The organism is Duganella rivi, assembly GCF_009857435.1.
In the GTDB taxonomy this organism is placed as follows: Bacteria; Pseudomonadota; Gammaproteobacteria; order Burkholderiales; family Burkholderiaceae_D; genus Rugamonas; species Rugamonas rivi.
Map to the genome: position 1 here is coordinate 428,238 of NZ_WWCK01000001.1, position 20,294 is coordinate 448,531.

Below are 20,294 nucleotides of genomic sequence, written 5' to 3' on the forward strand. Positions count from 1 at the left end.
GTTATTGCCCGCGAGAACTAGGTTAACGCTACAATAGAACGGTCGTTTGCATGCCTATGCAAACCTGCATCTCTCCTGCTTATCCCCTGAATCCGTATAAGTCTATGTCTCAAGAAAAATCGATTAGCGAAGTCAGCACCTATGGCAAAGATACGCCCGTAGGTCGCCCCGACACCGACGGCAAAGCTGCCGTGTTCGTCCCCTCCCCATCGTTTGACGCAGGCAACAATGCCAATATCCGCCTCGGCGCCGGCATCGTCGGCTTCGGCAACCCGGATGGCACGCTGACCGTGTACTTCGAAAGCAACCGCTTCGACGAAACCAGCCTGCACAAGTGGGAAAACAAGGCGCGCAAGGCCTACGACCGCATGGTGGCCGGCGCCCCGACCGTCTCCAAGGCCAAGCTCAGCGCCAACATGCTGGAACAAATCGGCATCATCGATGGCATGGGCATCCACCTCAAGCAGCCAGAACGCCTTGAACAATGGCTGGCTCACTCCAACGCGATGGACACCGCGCCAGCTGGCCCGATCACGCTCTGGAAAACCAAATAATATTGACGAAAAGATAGAGACGGCGCTTTGTCCTACATCGCATCGGACGTTTGGCTGATGCAAAAAACAAGGCCCCGGACTAAGCTGGAGTTATTACAACTCCACTTAAATCCGGGGCCCATCATGGCACGCTATCTACATATCGCACTAGGCGCCTTGCTGATTACGCTGGCCGGCGCTTCCACTTATGAACTGTGCTCGGAAACCGTGCTAAGCAAGGCTTCCATCTACACCCTGCGTTAACGGTGGCGGTAGTGTCCGCGACCGCCCCAGCGGCTGCCGCAGCACCAGCGGCCAAACGAGAAATCCAATCCGATCGACACCGGCGGGTAGTAATACGCCGGCGCTGGCGCGTAGTACACCGGTGCTGGCGCATAGTAAACCGGCTGGCTGACGTACGTGGTCGTGTAAGCAGGCTGGGTGCTGTAAGCGACGCGCGACGGCTGGGCCGGCAGTTCCTCAGTCCATGTTCCCGATTGCACCTGCGAACCGGCCGGCAGCACGGCAACCGTGTGCCACTGATACGGATCCTGCACGCGGGCAGTGTTGGCGTAGTAAGCGGGACGCTGCGTCGCGCAGCCGGTCAGCGCCGCCAACGCGGCGACGGCAACAACAATAGTTTTCATGGCGGTTCTCCTCAATCCAAATCGTACTATATAAGGAAGCACGACACCGTTCGCCTGCCATTACAGTTTATTACACTCGCTAAACAAGCGAAAAAAAAGGAGCCGCGCGGGCTCCTTTTTTGATGGGGCAAACCGGATTAATCCAGTTTCCAGGCGTAGTCGACTTTCGTCCAGGTTTCAGCTGGCGCGCCGTCCTTGGTGCCCGGCTTGAACTTGCAAGCGCTCAGCGCCTTGATGGCGGCCTTGTCCAGATTCTTGAAGCCGCTGCTTTTCTCGACTTTCGAATCAGCCACGGTACCGTCCGGCTTCACGAGGAAGGACATCGATACGGTGCCCTGCTCTTCGTTCATCAGCGAGGCTTTTGGATATTCAGCCTTGCAGTTCTTCGCATCGAAACTGGCTGGCACTTCGGCGGCAAACACTGCCGGGGCGCTCGACACGAGCACTGCTGCGATCACACTCAACCAACGCTTATTTGTAGACATCTGATTTCCCCAAGTGTAAATATTAATCCAGCGTGCAGGCCATGCGACCGCATGGCCTGTTTGAGACTAATTACAGCTTCCAGCTATAGTCGACTTTGGTCCAGGTTTGGGCGACGGCGCCGTCCTTGGTACCAGGTTTGAATTTGCATGCGCTCAGGGCTTTCAGGGCTGCCTTGTCCAGGTTTTTGAAGCCGCTCGATTTTTCCACTTTCGACTCAACCACGCTGCCGTCGGTGCCGACCAGGAAGGCCATGGTCACGTCGCCCTGCTCTTCGTTCATCAGCGAGGCTTTTGGATATTCTGCTTTGCAGTTTTTGTCGCTCAGCGAGGCAGGCACTTCACCGGCAAAGGCGGTCGAAGCAACGGACAGGATGACGGCGGCGAATACAGATTTGTTCATGATGCGATTTCCCAATAAATTGTTATTAACAACTGGTTAAACGAACTCCACAGCGGGCCATGTGTCCACAAGGGCGGACGGCAGACTGCGGCAAATTTTTAGATGACTTAGAACTCTTCCCACTCGTCGCTGCCGGCGGTTGCTGCGGCGACTTTCTTCGGTTTGGCTGCTGGTGCAGGCGCTGGCTTGGCGGCCAGTTTCTTGACAGGAGCGCGAGCGGCTGCGATCGGCTTGACCACGGCTGCTTTGGCGGCCAGTGCTGGCGCTGCTACCACCGCGCGCTCTTCACCTTCCACCAGCTTGAAGATACTGACCACGCGCGACAACTCGCCGGCCTGATCTTGCAAGCTTTGTGCTGCGGCAGCGGCTTGTTCCACCAGCGCGGCATTCTGTTGGGTCATGCTGTCCATCTCGATGATGGACTGGTTGACCTGGGCAATACCAGCGCTCTGTTCCTGGCTGGCGTTGGCGATTTCACTCATGATGTCGGTCACGCGGCGTACCGAGGACACCACTTCGTCCATGGTCACACCGGCCTGGCCAACCAGCTTGGTGCCGGCGCCGACTTTTTCGACCGAATCATCGATCAGCATCTTGATTTCTTTGGCGGCACCAGCCGAACGCTGGGCCAGGTTACGCACTTCCGACGCCACCACCGCGAAGCCGCGGCCTTGCTCACCGGCACGGGCTGCTTCAACCGCAGCGTTCAGCGCCAGGATGTTGGTCTGGAAGGCGATGCCATCGATCACGCCGATGATGTCCACAATTTTCTTGGCCGATGCGTCGATCGAGCTCATGGTGTCAACCACTTCCGACACCACCTGGCCGCCGCGGATCGCCACGTCGGAAGCAGCCGATGCCAGCTGGTTCGCTTCACGGGCGTTGTCGGCGTTTTGCTTAACGGTCGAGGTCAGTTCGTCCATGGCAGATGCGGTTTTCTCCAGCGACGACGCTTGCATTTCGGTACGCGACGACAGGTCGACGTTACCAGCAGCGATTTCACGCGAAGCGGTGCCGATGGTTTCGGTGCCGGTACGCACCTGGCTGACGATGTCGCGCAGGCTGTCGCGCATTTCGCGCATTTCCGATACCAGGCTGTCCTTGTCGGCGCCCGAGGTGTCGATCGAGATCGACAGGTCGCCGTTGGCGATGCTGCCGGCGATCGAAGCGGTGTAGTCAGGCTCGCCGCCCAGCTGTTTCAGCAGGCCGCGGGTAATCACGTAAGCAGCCGCTACCGAGATCGCCACAGCCAGCAGGCCCATGATGATCATGAAGGTACGGGCGCTGGAGAAGCCGTTAGCGGCATCTACCTGCATCTGCGCATTCATCTTGTCTTCCAGCGCGCCCAGCTGATCCAGCGCGGTCATCCATTTTTTCTGGGCTGGACGGATTTCTTTCACCAGCACGCGGGTCGCTTCTTCAGGCTTGCTTGCCAGCCACAGTTCCGAGGCCTTGGCGATGGCCGGCATGGCCAGCGCTTCGCTTTCTTTCACGGTCGCCAGCAGCGCTTTTTCTTCGGCGCTGGCTTCTTTCGCAAATTGCGCGGTCAGCTTGTTCTGGAATTCGGTGTACTTGCCCGACAGTTCCTTGATGCGGTTCATGTCGGCTTCCATGTCGGCCGGATCGGCGATCATGGTCAGCACGCGCAGCGAGTTGACGCGCTCAGCTACGTTGTTACGCATATCCAGCACCAGGCGGGACACGACGTTGTTCACACTAATCACGTGATCCAGGCGATCCTGAATTTGCGCCATGCGCAGGATGCCGACGGCGGTCACAGCCACCAGGAATACCAGCACCAGGGCGAAACCAAGACCCAGGCGAGTACCGACTTTCATTTTTGCTAAATTCATTTCGTCTTCTTCTTTAGTGACACTGTTGATGAAGTTGCCCTGGATGACGCGTCTTATGGGCATGCCATCCAAACAAAACCCTTGCTGCTAAGTAATAAGCTATGACAGTAGCAAACAATGACTGCGAATGCAAAATTTGCAGCTCCACCAGCAGCTTGCATGTAGTTTTTTGGACCGCAATACACCACGAGAGACGGTGGATATGTGTGTATATTCAGGAATTATAGATGCAAATTTTGCCTCACAGCAAGCAAATACTGCCTGAAAAATGCGCAAACGAACTTTCTGCGTGGAAATTTAACCACACCCGTTGAAAGTTTGCCAAAAGCGATTTTTCTAAGCAGTAATACGCAGCTGTGCGGCGGCTTCCAGCAGCAGCTGGGCGTCGCCGCGGGCGAGCTGCTTGGAATCGGACAGAACTTGGCGGAAAGCGCGGGCGCCGGGCAAGCCGGTCATGATGCCCAGCATGTGGCGGGTGATGGAATTGAGCTTGAGGCCGAGCGGGCCGTAATGGGCCAGTTGGGCTTGAATGTAGGGCACCATGGCCTCCAAAACCTGCTGGCGGGTCTTGGGCGTGCTGCTATCACCATAGTAGCGCTGATCAAAGTTGGCCATCAGGAAGGGATTGTGGTATGCCTCACGGCCCAGCATCACACCGTCAAGGTGCTGCAGGTGCTGGTCAATCTCGGCTTCGGTCTTGATGCCGCCGTTGATGATGATTTCGAAGTCAGGGAAGTCGCGCTTGAGCTGGTAGGCGTACTCGTACTTGAGCGGCGGGATCTCGCGGTTTTCCTTGGGCGACAAGCCCTTGAGGATGGCGTTACGGGCGTGCACGATGAAGGTCGTGCAGCCGGCCTCGGCCACTTTGCCAACGAAGTCACGCACGAAATCGTAGCTTTGCTCGTTGTCGATGCCGATGCGGTGCTTGACCGTGACGTCGATCGACACCGCGTCGCGCATGGCCTTGACGCAGTCGGCCACCAGTTGTGGTTCGGCCATCAGGCAAGCGCCAAACGCGCCCTTTTGCACGCGCTCGGACGGGCAGCCGCAGTTCAGATTGACCTCGTCATAGCCCCACTTCTCGCCCAGCTTGGCGCTGGTGGCGAGGTCGGCCGGATCGCTGCCGCCCAGTTGCAGGGCGACCGGGTGCTCTTCCTCGTTGAAGCGCAGGTGGCGCTCGACGTCGCCGTAGACCAGCGCGCCGGTCGTGACCATCTCCGTGTACAGCCAGGTGTGCTTGGTGATTTCGCGGTGGAACACACGGCAATGGCGATCCGTCCAATCCATCATCGGCGCGACAGACAGGCGGCGGCTCGGCACTACAGCAGCTTGGTCGGCGGTCGGCAAATTGGAGTTGGTCATGATGGCTACGCTAATGGAATCGCAGAAGGGTCGACATTATAGCGCAAAAGGCAGGGTCACCAGTCCGACCAGGTAGCGGGCCGGCGTGGCGCCGGGATTTTCATAGGCGATCGGCTGGCCTTCGCGGAAGGCGACGCAGTCGCCCGCTTGCAGGCGCCACTGCTGCTCGCCGGCGGTGACGATAATCTCGCCCTCGATCAGCCAGACTTGCTGGTAGATGTCGGCGCTGTGCGGCGACTGCGCGTAGGAGACGCGCCGGCCCGGCGGGAACACCACTTCCACCAGCTGCATCGGCGAACGCACTGCCGGCGACAGCTGGCGGCGCGTGTAGCCGGAAGCCGGATCCGTCCACACCGCTTGCTGCGCGCGCGTGTTCAGTGGCGACGGCGCCGCATCCTCCGCTTCAAACAGCGAGGCCAGCGTGACGCCCAGTGCGCTGGCCAGCTTGTCCAGCACGGCAGCGGTGGCGCTGCTCTCGCCGCGCTCGATCAGGGAAATATTGGAACGGCTGACGCCGCTGCGCTCGGCCAGTGCCGCCAGCGACAGGCCGCGCGCATTGCGCAAGCTCAGTACACGGCGGGATATGAGTTGATTGATGTCCATGAAATCCATTATACTGGATTTTTCATCCAGAAAATAAGCCATCATGCCCATCGCCTTTGAAATGCCCGACCAGCCGGAAGTGCACGCGCTGATCGCAGAACTCGATACTTACCTGCTGGCACTCTACCCGGCCGAGTCCGTGTACGCGCTGGACGTCAAGACGCTGCTGCAACCGAATATCCAGTTTGCCGTGGCGCGCGATGCGGAAGGTGCGGCGGTCGGCTGCGGCGCGGTGGTGTTGACGCCGGAGTATGGCGAGATCAAGCGCATGTATTTGCGTCCGGCCGCGCGCGGCGCCGGCATGGCGGGTCAGTTGATGGGATTACTGGAGGAAACGGCACGCACCGCAGGCTGCCCGCAGCTGGTGCTGGAGACCGGCCCGGAGAACCCGGAAGCGCTGGCCCTGTACGCGCGTCACGGCTTTGAACGCTGCGGGCCGTACGGGGATTACCCGGACGATCCGTTCAGCGTGTTCATGCAGAAGAAACTCTAAGCCAACGCTAAGCGGCCGACGGCGCGCCCTTCTTCTTGCGCACCACCGCCAAGGTCGGCGCTTGCGGCCCGAAGATGGCCGCAATCCGATCCAGCCGCGTGGCAGCCTCGCCGGTCAGCGTGCCGGTCGCGCCGGCCACCTGGCGCACGATGCCCAGCGCTTCCTGCCGCGCCTCCGGCGCTTCCGGCAACAGCAGCGGCAAGTCGTTCAGCGCCGCCTCCTCGTTCACTTGCAGCATCAAGTACTGCTCGCGCAGGATTTTCTTCAGCGTGGTCACGTTCATAACCTTGTTGTCCGAAGTGCGCAAGCGCAGCTGGCGGATCGCTGCAAAGGCACGCTCGTCGGCCGCGCTCATCTCCGGGCTGCGGAAGATGTACAGCAGGCCGCGAATAATGCCCTCGGTCACCCCCCCCTCCTTCGTGCGCAGCGCCAGCGCGGCGCGGTTGGCGTTGATGGCTGCCTCGCGCGCAATGTCGCGGCCGATGCGGCGCGGCTTGCCGCCGTCCGTGCTCAAGCCCACCAGCGCTTGCAGCACCGGCGAACCGTACACGCTGAGGAAGATATTTTCGGTGGCCTGGTCACGTGCATCCCGGTAGCGATCCAGCGCCTCGACGATCTGCTTCGACCACGCCTCCTGCATTTGCAGGAACACGTTGTCCTTGCCCACCGGCCGGCGTTCCGCGCGCACCTTCTCGGCCAGCGCCGGGATTTGATTCAGCAGCGGATTCTTGCTGGAGAACGCGGTGTAGCGCATGCGCAGCGGATGGGCTTCGCGCAGGCGCTCGGCACTGGCCTCGGTCACCATGCTCTTCACCAGCGGGCTGGCAAAGGTTTGGTACAAGCCCTTGTTGATTTCCGACACCCGCGCCACGGTGGCGAAGCGGCGCTCGTCCTCAACGTCGTTGCCACCCAGTGCGCGCAGCGCATCGAGATTGCGGCGCTCGAAACGCATCACGTAATCGCCGGCCGCGAGGTCGCCGGAAGCGATCTCGGCTTGCAGCATTTCCTCGTCTTTATCGAGGAACACCGCCTCGTACAAGCCGGGCGGCATGATGTCGATCATGTCCATGGCCGCCGTGAATTCTTCGTGCTCCTTGTTGGCCACCGAGGCCGACACAAAGATCCCCAAATGGCCTATGCTCTGGTGCATGGAATAGATGATGGTCTGGCCGCCGGCCACCAGCGCCGCGTCGTCCTCGTACAGATCCAGCACCCAGCCCAGCGCCTGCTGCGGCGGCGTAATGTCATCGCCCCACGAGCAGAACACCACGATCGGCGACTTCACGTTGCGCAGATCGATCCGATGTCCTGCACTGTCGAGCAGCGCCGCATCGCTGAGGCGGTTGCCAACGAATAGCGAGTCGGCGATGTACTGCATCTCACCCGCATTCAACAGCACCGGGTTGCCCCACCATTTTTCAAACTCCAGGAAGCGCGGCGCCTCGGTATCGATCTTGGAGTAGACGTTGTAGTTCTTGCTCCAGAAGGTGTTGGACGGGTTCATCTTCTCAAAGTTGGCCACCAGTTGCGCACCGTCGAAAATGCCGTTGCCGAGATCACCGGCAAGCGCCGTCATCCACGTGCCGCCGAGAATGCCGCCGAGATAGCGCAAAGGATTCTTGCCGCGCACGCCAGCCCAGTACGACAGCGGCGCGCCGGCCAGCACCAGCGGCCCGACCAGGTCGGGATTCAAAGCGCTGGTCATCATGATTTGCCAGCCGGCCTGGCAGTTGCCGATCAGCGCAGGCTTGCCGTCTGCTTCAGGATGCAGCTCGGCTACCTTGGCGATGAACTGGGCTTCGGCGCGGCACACGTCTTCGATCGTCTGGCCCGGCACAGGATGCGGCAGGAAGCCGACGAAATAACACGGATGGCCGGCCTTCAGCACCACGCCGATTTCGCTGTCATGCTTCATGCCGCCGATGCCGGGGCCATGGCCGGCGCGCGGGTCGAATACGATGAAGGGGCGCTTGGTCGGATCAGGCTGGATGCCGTCCGGCTGCAAGATGTGCAGCAAGCCGTAGTTGACGGGACGTTCGAGGTGACGGCCATCCATCACCACTTCAAACTGGAAAGTCAGGACGTGGGGCGCGGTCTGTTCGGCGCGGTGGTTGCGCTCGTCGCCGCGTTCACGCAGCACGTCCATGAACAAGATCGAGCGCTGGGCAGCGTCGATCCAGTAGTCGGTTGCCTGCTGGGCAAGGTTGAAGGGATTACTGAACCAATTCACGTGATCCTCCGATGCGTTTATGTTGCCACGCACAAAAGTACCCCAGACCCAATGAAAACGCAAATGAAAAAGCCGCCTGACAGGCGGCTTTCTACCCCTCCACCGTAAGAGGGGTCTGACCCCGTACGGGGTCAGACCCCGCAGCGGATCGTATTGCGGGTTTAGCGCTTATGCGCCTTCGCGGGAAGCTTTTTTACGCTCGTGCTCTTTCAGGAAGCGCTTGCGCAGACGGATCGATTTCGGGGTGATTTCCACCAGTTCGTCGTCTTCGATGAACTCAACCGCGTATTCCAGCGACATGTTGATTGGTGGGACCAGGCGCACTGCCTCGTCGGTGCCCGAAGCACGCACGTTGGTCAGCTGCTTGCCCTTGATCGGGTTCACTACCAGGTCGTTGTCGCGCGAGTGGATACCGATGATCATGCCTTCGTACACCGGGGTGTTGTGCTCGACGAACATACGGCCGCGGTCTTGCAGTTTCCACAGGGCGTAAGCAACAGCGGCGCCGTCGTCTTGCGAGATCAGCACGCCGTTACGACGGCCGGCCAGTTCGCCTTTCGAGGTATCGACTGGAGCGTAGGCGTCAAACACGTGCGACATCAGGCCGGTACCACGGGTCAGGGTCATGAACTCGCCCTGGAAGCCGATCAGGCCACGGGCTGGAATACGGTATTCCAGACGCACACGGCCTTTGCCGTCCGATTCCATGTTTTGCAGGTCGCCACGACGACGGCCCAGTTCTTCCATGACGCCGCCCTGGTTGGCTTCTTCCACGTCAACCGACAGCATTTCGTACGGCTCTTCACGCACGCCATCAACCATCTTGAACACCACGCGTGGACGCGACACGGCCAGCTCGAAGCCTTCGCGACGCATGTTTTCGATCAGAATGGTCAGGTGCAGCTCACCACGGCCCGACACTTCAAAGATGGTGTCGTCGTCGGTTGGCAGCACGCGCAGCGCCACGTTCGATTTCAGTTCCTTGTCCAGACGGTCGCGCAGTTGGCGCGAGGTCACGAACTTGCCTTCGCGGCCAGCCAGCGGCGAGGTGTTGACCATGAAGTTCATGGTCAGGGTTGGTTCGTCGACGGTCAGCATCGGCAGCGCTTCCGGGGTGTCCGGTGCGCACACGGTCGAGCCGATACCGATTTCTTCGATACCGTTGATCAGGATAATGTCGCCGGCAACCGCTTCGTCCACCAGCACGCGCTCCAGGCCCTTGAAGTTCAGCACCTGGTTGATGCGGCCTTTGGTCGGGGTGTCGCCAGGGCCGTTCAGGAACACGACGTCCTGGCCAGCGCGCACGCGACCACGCGACACGCGGCCGATACCAATTTTACCCACGTAGGACGAGTAGTCCAGCGAGGTGATTTGCATTTGCAGCGGGCCGTCTGGATTGTCGTCACGGACTGGCACGTATTTCAGGATCGCGTCGAACAGTGGCTTCATGTCGCCGCCGCGCACGGACTCGTCCATGCCAGCGTAGCCGTTCAGGCCCGATGCGTACACGATAGGGAAGTCCAGCTGCTCGTCGGTTGCGCCCAGTTTGTCGAACAGTTCGAAGGTCTGGTTGATGGCCCAGTCAGCGCGTGCGCCTGGACGGTCGATCTTGTTCACCACCACGATAGGCTTCAGGCCCAGGGCCAGTGCTTTACGGGTCACGAAACGGGTCTGTGGCATCGGCCCTTCTTGGGCATCCACCAGCAGCAGAACCGAGTCCACCATCGACAGAACACGTTCCACTTCGCCGCCGAAGTCGGCGTGGCCTGGGGTGTCAACGATGTTGATGTGGGTGCCTTCGTACTCAACTGCGCAATTCTTCGACAGAATCGTAATGCCGCGCTCTTTTTCGAGGTCGTTCGAGTCCATCACGCGGGTATCAACCGCTTGGTTTTCGCGGAAGGTGCCGGACTGGCGCAGCAGTTGGTCAACCAGGGTGGTTTTACCGTGGTCAACGTGGGCGATGATTGCAATATTGCGAATTGCGCGTTTAGTATTAGACATGGTTGTATATGTGCGGAAAAACTGCGAGTGAGTACCTTCGAGGTACACGAAGCCCTCTAGTATAGCATGTTGCGATGCAACTCTATCGCTTTATTGCTGGCTAAATGCGATTAAACGTTCGGGCGCCAGAATGCTGTATTCGCCAAGGATGGCGGTGCCCAGCAATTTGTCGTCGAGATACACGCGCACCCTGCCCTGCTCCTGCGGCACGGTGATGGTTGGCTCCTTGCCCAATGGCAGGCGCTGGCCGTTCAGGAAGCGCTTTGCCAGCTCGGCATTCAGCTGCACTGCCGGGAAGCTGGACAGCAAAGCATCGACCGGCGACAGCAGCGACAGCGGCGCTTCGTGCGCCACCAGCGCGTCCAGCGTAATCATGTGCTCGCTGGTCAGCGCGCCGACTTGGGTGCGGCGCAGTGCGTTCAGGTGCGCGCCGCAACCGAGCGCTTCGCCGATGTCCTGGCCCAGCACGCGGATGTAGGTGCCCTTGCTGCAGGTGACCGACAGCTTCAGGAACGGCGCTTCATACGAAATCAATTCCAACTGGTGGATGATGACGTTGCGCGCTTCGCGTTCCAGCGTGATGCCGGCACGCGCGTATTCGTACAGCGGCTTACCATCGCGCTTCAGGGCCGAATACATCGGCGGCACTTGTGCGATCGGACCGCGGAATTTCTCCAGCACGACGTGGATCTGCTCCAGCGTGACGTTGACTTCGCGCGTATCCACCACTTCGCCCTCGGTGTCGCCGGTATCGGTGGTCTGGCCGAGGTGGACGATGGTTTCGTAAGTCTTGTCGGCTTCCAGCAAGTCCTGCGAGAACTTGGTGGCCTCGCCAAAGCACAGCGGCAGCAAGCCGGTGGCGAACGGGTCGAGGGTGCCGGTGTGGCCGGCCTTCTTGGCGTTCAGCACGCGCTTGGCCTTGATCAGTGCGTCATTGCTCGAAAAGCCGACCGGCTTGTCGAGCAACAGCACGCCGTCCACCAGATCGCGGACGCGCTTGGTACGAGCTTGATTCATTACGCCTGGCCGTCTTCTTCCTGGCCGTCGTCGAGCGAGCGGGTGCTATTGGCCTGGTCGATCAGTGCCGACATCGCCATGCCGCGCGCCGCCGAGGTGTCGTGCACGAAGTGCAGCTGCGGCAGCGTGTGAATGTGCAGGCGCTTGCCCAGCTGGTTGCGCAGGTAGCCAGCCGCCGCTTGCAGGCCAGCCAGCGTATTCTTCACGCTTTCCGCATCGTCCTTCAGCATGGTGAAGTAGATTTTGGCGTGGGCGTAGTCCGGGGTCAGCTGCACTTCAGCCAGCGTGATCATGCCGACGCGCGGATCTTTCAGTTCAAAGGCGATCAGTTCGGACAGGTCTTTCTGGATCTGATCGGCCACGCGCTGGCCGCGCTGTGGGATGTTTTTGCTATGTTTTGCCATGATGATTCCATAAACGGCAAGTGGACGGGAAGGCCCGTCCACTTTACCAGATACTGCTTTGCTACCCGTGAATTACAGGGTACGCGCGATTTCCTGCACTTCGAACACTTCCAGCGAGTCACCCACCTGGATGTCGTTGTAAGCCTTCAGCGACAGGCCGCACTCCAGACCGGCGCGTACTTCTTTCGCATCGTCCTTGAAGCGTTTGAGCGAGTCGATCTCGCCAGTCCAGACCACGATGTTGTTGCGCAGCAGGCGAACCGACGAGGTACGCTTGACCACACCATCGGTAACCAGGCAGCCGGCAATCGCGCCGACTTTGGACACCAGGATAACCTGACGTACTTCCACCTGGCCCGTGACGGTTTCGCGTTTCTCTGGCGCCAGCATGCCGGACAGTGCTGCTTTCACCTCTTCGATCGCGTCGTAGATGATGTTGTAGTAGCGGATGTCCACGCCGTTCGACTCGGCCAACTTGCGCGCCTGTGCATCAGCACGGGCGTTAAAGCCGATGATGACTGCTTTCGAAGCGACTGCCAGGTTGACGTCCGATTCGGTGATGCCACCGACTGCGGCGTGCACAACTTGTACGCGCACTTCCGAGGTCGACAGTTTCTGCAGCGAGCCCACCAGCGCTTCCTGCGAACCTTGCACGTCGGTCTTGATGATCAGCGGCAGGTTCTTCACTTCGCCTTCGGCCATCTGGTCGAACATGTTTTCCAGCTTCGCAGCTTGCTGTTTCGCCAGTTTCACGTCGCGGAACTTACCTTGACGGAACAGGCCGATCTCACGGGCTTTACGCTCGTCCGCCATGACCATGACTTCTTCACCGGCTTGCGGCACTTCGGTCAGGCCTTGAATCTCGACCGGGATCGATGGACCGGCTTCGTTGATCGGCTTGCCGTTTTCGTCCAGCATTGCACGAACACGGCCGTAGGACGAACCTGCCAGCACCACGTCGCCGCGCTTCAGCGTACCCGACTGAACCAGGATGGTGGCCACTGGGCCCTTACCTTTGTCCAGGCGGCCTTCAACCACCAGGCCGCGTGCCGGTGCGTCCACCGGTGCTTTCAGTTCCAGCACTTCAGCTTGCAGCAGCACTTGCTCCAGCAGGTTGTCGATACCTTCGCCGGTCTTGGCCGATACCGGCACGAATGGCGATTCGCCACCGTATTCTTCCGGCACCACGCTCTCGGCAACCAGCTCTTGCGTTACACGGTCCACGTTGCCGCCCGGTTTATCGATCTTATTGATCGCCACCACCAGAGGTACGCCAGCCGCTTTCGCGTGAGCGATAGCTTCTTTGGTCTGCGGCATCACGCCGTCGTCGGCTGCCACCACCAGAATAACGATGTCGGTTGCTTTCGCACCGCGGGCACGCATTGCCGTAAAGGCTTCGTGACCTGGCGTATCCAGGAAGGTGATGATGCCGCGCGGGGTCTCCACGTGGTAAGCACCGATGTGCTGGGTAATGCCGCCAGCTTCGCCCGACGCCACTTTGGCGCGGCGGATGTAGTCCAGCAGCGAGGTTTTACCGTGGTCAACGTGGCCCATGACGGTAACCACCGGCGCGCGCGGCAGCGACTCGAAGTGCGCGTGCTCGCCCTGGTCGGCCAGAATGGCTTCTGGATCGTCGATCTCGGCAGCGAACGCCTTGTGGCCCATTTCTTCCACCACGATCATGGCGGTTTCCTGGTCCAGCACCTGGTTGATGGTGCACATCTGGCCCAGCTTCATGAGCTGCTTGATCACCTCGGATGCCTTGACGGACATCTTGTGCGCCAGTTCAGCAACAGTGATGGTTTCAGGAACGTGCACGTCCTTGACGATGGCTTCGGTCGGCGCCTGGAAGTTGCTTTCACGCTCTTCCGATTGCTGATGGCGACGACCGCCCTTGCCACCGCGCCAGCTGTCGCGGCCGGTGCTTGCGCCAGCGCCGGCGTTGCCGCCACGGCCTTTGCCACCGCCCGGCGCGCCGCGCTTCTTGGCGTCATCCTGCCAGGTCGACGAGACGTTGGCCGACTTGATCGACTTCTTGTCTGCGCCGCCGGCGGCTGGCTTCTTGTCATCTTTCTTGTCACCGGCCTTGGCTGCGTTGGCAGCGGTAGCTGGCTTGTGCAGCGTGCCTTCGGCAACCTTAGGCTTGACCGGTGCAGGCGCAGGCTCAGGCGCTTTGATGGCGCGGCGTGGCGCATTCATCATGGCCTTGATCTGCGCGACTTCGTCGGCCACGGCCTGGCGTGCGCGCTCGGTGGCAGCAGCTTGTTCAGCGGCTTCCTTGGCAGCGGCAGCGGCCTTCTTCTTGGCTTCTTCAGCAGCAGCTTTTTTCTTCGCGTCTTCAGCAGCGGTGTCCGCAGCAGGCGCAGCCGAAGTAGCAGGCGCAGCGGCAGCAGCGGCCTTGGCGGCAGCAGCTTTCTTCGCTTCTTCTTCAGCTTCCTTCTTGGCGGCGGCTTCAGCTTCAGCGGTGGCCTTGGCCTGGGCGGCCTTGTCGGCTTCCAGCTTGGCCAGGCGCTCCTGCTTCTCGCGCAGTTCCGCTTCCTGACGTGCGATCAGTTCCGCTTGTTTGCGGGCTTCTTCCTCGCGGCGAGCGACTTCAGCCGCGTCGATCACCGGCGCTGCCGGGGCGGCAGGCGTGGTGGTCAGCGGTTCGTCGCGCTGCACGAAGGTACGCGTTTTCTTGACGGCGACCTGGATGGTGCGGGCCTTGCCATTGGCGTCGGCCTGCTTGATCTCGGTGGTTTCCTTGCGCGTCAGCGTAATTTTCTTCTTCTCTTCAGCACCAGCGCCGTGGGTGCGGCGCAGGTGGTCGAGCAGCTTATCCTTATCCTCTTTCGACAATGGATCTGACGCCGAACTTTTCTCGACGCCGGCAGAACGCAGCTGCGTCAGCAGCAAATCTGCAGGCATCTTCAGTTCGGTGGCAAATTGGGCTACGTTGTTACTCGCCATTCAGTCCTCTTTTCTATGTGTCGCGGAGATGATAAAGATACTCAAATTAAGCCTTTGCGGATTCAGCCAGACTCCAGGCCTTGGCTTGCAAGCCTTTGGCGCGGTCGTCATATTTCGCGTCAACCAACTTCATCTCATCGTCGGTCACATCTTCAAATTCACTCGTAATCAGTGCACGTGCGCGGTCGGACGACAGGGCCAGGATGGCGCCGAATTCGTCGTATGCCAGTGCAGCAAAAGCTTCTACTGTTTTGATACCAGCCAGGCCCAGCTTGCCGGCGGTGATGCGGTCCATGCCTTCCAGACCGACCAGCGCCTCGTCCATGCCTTCCAGGCCTTCTTCCGAAGCGATGGCTTCGGTGACCAGGGCGTCACGGGCGCGGGTGCGCAGTTCGTTGACGGTATCTTCGTCAAACGATTCGATTTCCAGCATCTCGGAGATCGGCACGTAAGCGATTTCTTCCAGGCTGGCAAAGCCTTCTTCCACCAGGATGTCGGCCACTTCCTGGTCGACGTCCAGTTTTTCCATGAACAGCGCGCGGATCGCGGCGGTTTCCTGGGCTGCCTTGTCGGCCGATTCCTCGGCCGTCATGATGTTGATCTTCCAGCCGGTCAGGTCGGAAGCCAGGCGTACGTTCTGGCCGGAGCGGCCGATGGCGATGGCCAGGTTCTCTTCGTCCACCACCACGTCCATCGCGTGCTTCTCTTCGTCGACGACGATCGAGGACACGTTGGCCGGCGCCAGTGCGCCGATCACGAACTGGGCCGGATCTTCCGACCACAGCACGATGTCCACGCGCTCGCCGCCCAGCTCGCCGGTAACAGCTTGCACGCGCGAACCGCGCATACCCACGCAGGTACCGATAGGATCGATACGCTTGTCGGCGGTGTAGACGGCGATCTTGGCGCGTACGCCGGCGTCGCGGGCGGCCGATTTAATTTCCAGCATGCCTTGCTCGATTTCCGGCACTTCCAGTTCGAACAGCTTCATGATGAACTCTGGCGCGGTGCGCGACAGGATCACTTGCGGGCCGCGCATATTGCGGTCCACGCGCAGGATGTAAGCACGGACGCGGTCGCCGATACGCAGATTCTCTTTCGGGATCATCTGGTCGCGTGGCAGGCGGGCTTCGATCTTGCCCGACTCAACGATGGCGTCGCCGCGTTCCATGCGCTTGATGGTGCCGGTAACCAGCGAATCGCCGCGTTCCAGGAAGTCAGCCAGGATTTGCTCGCGTTCAGCATCGCGCACGCGCTGCAGCACCACTTGCTTGGTGTCTTGCGCGAAGCGGCGGCCGAATTCCACGGACTCGATCGGCTCTTCGATGTGGTCGTCCACTTCGATGTCAGCGATTTGTTCTTTCGCTTCGAAGTGCAGGATTTCTTGGTCCGGCAATTGCAGGCCTGCTTCGTCAGGCACCACGTGCCAGCGACGGAAGGATTCGAACTCACCCGACTCGCGGTCGATCGAAACGCGGATGTCTACTTCACCCTCATAACGTTTCTTCGTGGCTTGCGCCAACGCGAACTCCAGTGCGCCGAAAACGACATCTTTATCGACGTTCTTCTCACGCGCCAGCGCGTCTACCAATAACAAAACTTCGCGACTCATGCTTTGCGTCCCTTAAAATCCACCTGTGGCACCAAGCGTGCCTTATCCACATCGGCGAGTGTGAAATCCAACTGCGCCGGACCTTCATTGCTTTCAAATTCCAACGACAAATTTTCGCCCTCGGGCTCCAGCAGGACGCCCGTGAACGATTTCCGGTTGTTCGTACCCGGCATGGCTGCGCGCAGTTTAATGACTACTTCGCAACCGGCAAAACGTGCAAAATCCGACAGCTTGCGCAGCGGACGGTCCAGGCCCGGCGACGAGATTTCGAGACGTTCGTAAGGAATGTTCTCGACCGTCAGCACGTGCGACAGCTGGTGGCTGACCGTGGCGCAATCTTCTACGGTAATCGGACCTTTTTCTTCGGCATCTTCTGCGCTGAAATCGATAAACACGCGCAGCAGTCCACGCTCGGCCCGTTCGACATCAACCAGCTCATAGCCCAGACCGGCGACGGTCTTTTCAATTAATTCCGGCAGCTGCAAGAAAATTCTCCAGTTCAAGACCTGTTTATGCGCGGCATAAAACAAGCCTGTTAAAACGGTTCAACAAAAAAAAAAATGGGCATCTGCCCATCTTCTTAAAACACCTAGCCAGATGAAGAGTTCCCGGTGTTTCAGTGCACTTGGAACTTTTACTAGGCTAGATATTATAACCTTATATGATCTGCGCTGCAATGCCGCACGGGCGGCATGACAGGCTTACAACAAGGTCAAAAGACACCTGAAGGCACCAACCCAACCCGCACACCGTTTGCTTCAGGGTCTGACCCCGTACGGGGTCAGACCCTTTCGTTCGGGGTGCTTGTCAGGGTGCGAGGCGAGGCGTCAACGGCTACGCATCCTTAGTACCCCGCCACACCGCTTAACCCTTACGGCGGCGTGGCATATCATGGCCGGTAGCACTGCCGCGAGACTGCTGTCCACGGCGCGGCGCGCCGCTGGCGGCGCCAAAACCGAAGGTGGTTTGCAGCGGATCCGGCTGGCGTGGGCCGCGGCTCGGGCCCTTGGCCTGCTGGCCGCGCCCCTGGCCTTGGCTCTGCCCACGGTTACCCTGGCCTTGCGGACGCGGGCCCGGCGCCTCACCCAGCGGACGGCCGCCAGCGTAAGCACCAATGCCCTGCGGACGACCACCCGGACGGCTCGACGTTTGGCCCTGGCCACCGCCTTGACGGCCCTTGCCGCCACGGTTGCCATTGCCACCGCCGTTGCCACCACCGAAACCACCCTGGCCACGGCCACCGCCGTTACGGGCCGGCTTGGCGAACGGCAGCGCGTTAGCGTTGCTCAGATCGGCGCGGTTGAAGTTAGGCTCGTTTTCATCGTCCTCGTCGTCATCGTAGAAATCACGATCGTCGCGACGGTCGGCACGCTCGGCGTGCTGATCGCGGTTGCCGTTGCGGCCGCGCTTTTCCGGCCCTTTGTTCTGGGCTGGTTTCGCTTGCTGCTGCGGCTTGGCGGCCGGCTTGGCGCCGTCGCCACCTTTTTTCTCGATGCTGTAGGCAGCCATCAGGCCGCGCACTGCGTTCTCTTCCATCTCTTCCCAGCGGCCGCGTTTCAGGCTGCTTGGCAGGGTCATGGCGCCGTAGCGGGTACGGATCAGGCGCGACACGGTCAAGCCAATCGCTTCGAACATGCGGCGCACCTCGCGGTTACGGCCTTCGCCGATGATTACGCGGTACCACTTGTTGATGCCTTCGCCGCCACCGTCGGCAATTTTCGAGAACTGCGCGACGCCGTCTTCCAGCTCAACGCCGGCCAGCAGTTTCTGGCGCATGCCCTCTTCCAGCACGCCCAGCGTGCGCACCGCGTATTCACGGTCGATGCCGTAGCGCGGGTGCATCAGGCGGTTAGCCAGATCGCCGGAGGTGGTGAACAACAGCAGGCCTTCGGTGTTGAAGTCGAGACGGCCCACAGCCAACCATTTGCCGGCCTTCATGGTCGGCAGGCGGTCGAATACCGATGGACGGCCATCCGGGTCGTCCATCGAAACGATCTCGCCGGCCGGCTTGTGATAGATCAGCACGCGCGGCGGCTTCTTGCTCACGCGGCGCTGGATCAGCTTGCCGTTGATACGCACCGCATCGGTCGGCAGAATGCGCTGGCCGATGTGGGCCGGCTCGCCGTTGACCGACACGCGGCCCGATACGATCAGTTCTTCCATGTCGCGGCGCGAGCCGAGACCGGCTTCGGCCAGCACTTTGTGCAGTTTTGGCGCATCGTCGTCCGAAGTCAGGTCGCGGCGCACCGGCTTGGCTGGTTGGCGGCCCTTGTGATCGTCGCTGTCGAACGCATCAGAAGTGACGTAAGAGAAGGCTGCGTCGGCATCATTGCCTTTCGCGCCGCCGGCGTTTTGACCGCCGCGCTGCTTGCCCTTCTTGTTGTTCTTGCCATTGCGCTGATTGTTATTGCGCTGCTCGTGGCGCGGCTTGTTCTCGCGCGCTACCGGCGTGCCCTCTTCCGCGGGCGCAGCGGCGCCTTCAGCGGCTACCACAGGCTCTGGACGCGGCATCGATGCCTCACGCAGTGCGCGCTGCTCGCGCATCTGGCGCGGGCCGCGTGGACGCTGCTGGCGCTCGGCGCGCTCACCACCTTCCACCGGTGCAGCGGCGGCCGGCGCAGGCGCAGCGGCAGGTGCTTCGGCAACGACAGACTCAGCAGCAGGCGCAGCAGCTTTCCTGGCGCGCGGCTTCTTGGCAACAGGCGCTTCGCCTTCAGCGGCTGGAGCAACTGCCTCGGCGGCATCAGCCTTCTTGGCGCGTGGCTTTTTCACTGGCGCCGGTGCGTCGGCAGCGGCTACATCAGCCTCGGCGGCCTTGGTCTTGCGTTTCGGCTTGGCGGCAGGCGCGTCGCCTGCGGCAATCGCCGCGTTATCCGCTTCGATCTGGGCTTTGGTGCGGCGCTTAGGCTTGGCAACAACTTCAGCTGCGTCGGAGACTGTCTCAGGGGTATTAGGTTTGTTCATTATTCGTTTCTTGGTTGTGCTCAGCGTCAACCGTTAAATCTGGCGCGGGGCCGGTTTCTTGCTCAGCGCTCTCTTGCGCCGCCTTTTCAAAGTTCTCTTGCAGAGCCGCTTCCAGGGTTTCCATGGCGTTCTGACCATCACTGATTTGCTGCAACGGCGGCAGCTGGGACAGCGAATTCAAGCCCAAATCATCCAAAAACTGCTTGGTGGTGCCCAGCAAAGCCGGGCGGCCGACGACGTCGCGATAACCGACGGCGTCCACCCAGCCACGATCTTCCAGCATCTTGATCGTCTGCGAGTTGACGGCTACGCCGCGTATCTCTTCAATATCGCCACGGGTGACCGGCTGGCGATAGGCGATGATGGCCAGCGTTTCCAGCGTTGCCCGCGAATACTTGGGCGGCTTTTCCGGGTTCAGCCGGTCGAGATACAGCTTCATCTCGGGACGGCTTTGAAAGCGCCAGCCGGTCGACAGGCTAATCACTTCAACACCCTTGCCGGCCCAGTCGAGCCGCAATTCTTCCAACAATTCCTTGATCGTATCGGCGCCTACGCCGGGGCCGCGCGGCCGGTCTTGGTCGTCCAGTTCGACAAACAGTTTTTTCAGACTGTGGATCGATAACGGCTCACGAGCGCATAGCAAGGCGGTTTCGAGGACTTTTTTAGCCTCAAGATTATCCATAAGCAAAATCGAAAGAAATCAATCACATTCAGAGAGGCTGGTGGGAGTTACTCGCT

The 20,294-nt window shown here is 60.4% G+C and carries 17 protein-coding genes; 2 read left to right on the forward strand and 15 right to left on the reverse strand.

What is annotated here, in order from left to right; genetic code table 11:
* Positions 1-104 precede the first annotated feature (104 nt).
* The gene (locus GTP45_RS02105) at positions 105-554 is read left to right on the forward strand and encodes a hypothetical protein (RefSeq protein WP_161012218.1); all 450 of its coding nucleotides are present in this window, start codon (positions 105-107) and stop codon (positions 552-554) included.
* 239 nt (positions 555-793) lie between these two features.
* Here the strand turns inward: GTP45_RS02105 and GTP45_RS02110 are convergent, their stop codons facing one another.
* The 6 genes from GTP45_RS02110 to GTP45_RS02135 form a co-directional block, all read right to left on the reverse strand.
* Positions 794-1,180, reverse strand: coding sequence for a hypothetical protein (locus GTP45_RS02110; protein ID WP_161012219.1), 387 nt, complete (start codon positions 1,178-1,180; stop codon positions 794-796).
* A gap of 137 nt (positions 1,181-1,317) precedes the next feature.
* Positions 1,318-1,665 (reverse strand): energy transducer TonB, encoded by a 348-nt coding sequence (locus tag GTP45_RS02115; RefSeq protein ID WP_161012220.1) that lies wholly within the window; start codon positions 1,663-1,665, stop codon positions 1,318-1,320.
* A gap of 70 nt (positions 1,666-1,735) precedes the next feature.
* Positions 1,736-2,065 (reverse strand): energy transducer TonB, encoded by a 330-nt coding sequence (locus tag GTP45_RS02120; RefSeq protein WP_161012221.1) that lies wholly within the window; start codon positions 2,063-2,065, stop codon positions 1,736-1,738.
* Between the two features lie 107 nt (positions 2,066-2,172).
* On the reverse strand, positions 2,173-3,918 hold the full coding sequence (locus GTP45_RS02125; RefSeq protein ID WP_229258302.1) for a methyl-accepting chemotaxis protein: 1,746 nt from the start codon (positions 3,916-3,918) through the stop codon (positions 2,173-2,175).
* A gap of 336 nt (positions 3,919-4,254) precedes the next feature.
* Positions 4,255-5,280: a tRNA dihydrouridine(20/20a) synthase DusA gene (gene dusA / locus GTP45_RS02130; protein ID WP_161012222.1), complete on the reverse strand. Its 1,026-nt coding sequence runs from the start codon at positions 5,278-5,280 to the stop codon at positions 4,255-4,257.
* Between the two features lie 36 nt (positions 5,281-5,316).
* Positions 5,317-5,883 carry a helix-turn-helix domain-containing protein gene (locus GTP45_RS02135; protein ID WP_161012692.1) on the reverse strand — a complete coding sequence of 189 codons (567 nt, stop codon included), beginning with the start codon at positions 5,881-5,883 and terminating at the stop codon, positions 5,317-5,319.
* Positions 5,884-5,926: 43 nt separating this feature from the next.
* On the opposite strand from GTP45_RS02135, the gene GTP45_RS02140 reads away from it, so the two are divergent.
* Positions 5,927-6,376 (forward strand): GNAT family N-acetyltransferase, encoded by a 450-nt coding sequence (locus tag GTP45_RS02140; protein WP_161012223.1) that lies wholly within the window; start codon positions 5,927-5,929, stop codon positions 6,374-6,376.
* A gap of 7 nt (positions 6,377-6,383) precedes the next feature.
* Here the strand turns inward: GTP45_RS02140 and GTP45_RS02145 are convergent, their stop codons facing one another.
* The 9 genes from GTP45_RS02145 to scpB form a co-directional block, all read right to left on the reverse strand.
* A complete protein-coding gene (locus tag GTP45_RS02145; protein WP_161012224.1) occupies positions 6,384-8,606 on the reverse strand; it encodes a DUF3141 domain-containing protein in 2,223 nt (740 codons plus the stop codon).
* 168 nt (positions 8,607-8,774) lie between these two features.
* On the reverse strand, positions 8,775-10,610 hold the full coding sequence (typA, locus tag GTP45_RS02150) for a translational GTPase TypA (protein WP_161012225.1): 1,836 nt from the start codon (positions 10,608-10,610) through the stop codon (positions 8,775-8,777).
* 90 nt (positions 10,611-10,700) lie between these two features.
* Positions 10,701-11,627 carry a tRNA pseudouridine(55) synthase TruB gene (gene truB, locus GTP45_RS02155; RefSeq protein ID WP_161012226.1) on the reverse strand — a complete coding sequence of 309 codons (927 nt, stop codon included), beginning with the start codon at positions 11,625-11,627 and terminating at the stop codon, positions 10,701-10,703.
* A complete protein-coding gene (gene rbfA / locus GTP45_RS02160) occupies positions 11,627-12,031 on the reverse strand; it encodes a 30S ribosome-binding factor RbfA (RefSeq protein ID WP_161012227.1) in 405 nt (134 codons plus the stop codon). Before rbfA ends, truB begins: the two co-directional genes overlap by 1 nt.
* Before the next feature lie 72 nt (positions 12,032-12,103).
* On the reverse strand, positions 12,104-14,980 hold the full coding sequence (gene infB, locus GTP45_RS02165; RefSeq protein WP_161012228.1) for a translation initiation factor IF-2: 2,877 nt from the start codon (positions 14,978-14,980) through the stop codon (positions 12,104-12,106).
* A gap of 46 nt (positions 14,981-15,026) precedes the next feature.
* Entirely contained in the window at positions 15,027-16,592 is a 1,566-nt protein-coding gene (nusA, locus tag GTP45_RS02170; RefSeq protein WP_161012229.1) for a transcription termination factor NusA, read from the reverse strand.
* Positions 16,589-17,077 (reverse strand): ribosome maturation factor RimP, encoded by a 489-nt coding sequence (gene rimP / locus GTP45_RS02175; RefSeq protein ID WP_161012230.1) that lies wholly within the window; start codon positions 17,075-17,077, stop codon positions 16,589-16,591. The genes nusA and rimP overlap by 4 nt, the downstream gene beginning before the upstream one ends.
* Before the next feature lie 379 nt (positions 17,078-17,456).
* A complete protein-coding gene (locus GTP45_RS02180) occupies positions 17,457-19,556 on the reverse strand; it encodes a pseudouridine synthase (RefSeq protein ID WP_161012231.1) in 2,100 nt (699 codons plus the stop codon).
* Complete coding sequence (gene scpB / locus GTP45_RS02185) at positions 19,543-20,238, reverse strand: SMC-Scp complex subunit ScpB (protein ID WP_161012232.1); 696 nt, start codon at positions 20,236-20,238, stop codon at positions 19,543-19,545. Before scpB ends, GTP45_RS02180 begins: the two co-directional genes overlap by 14 nt.
* Between the last annotated feature and the right edge of the window lie 56 nt (positions 20,239-20,294).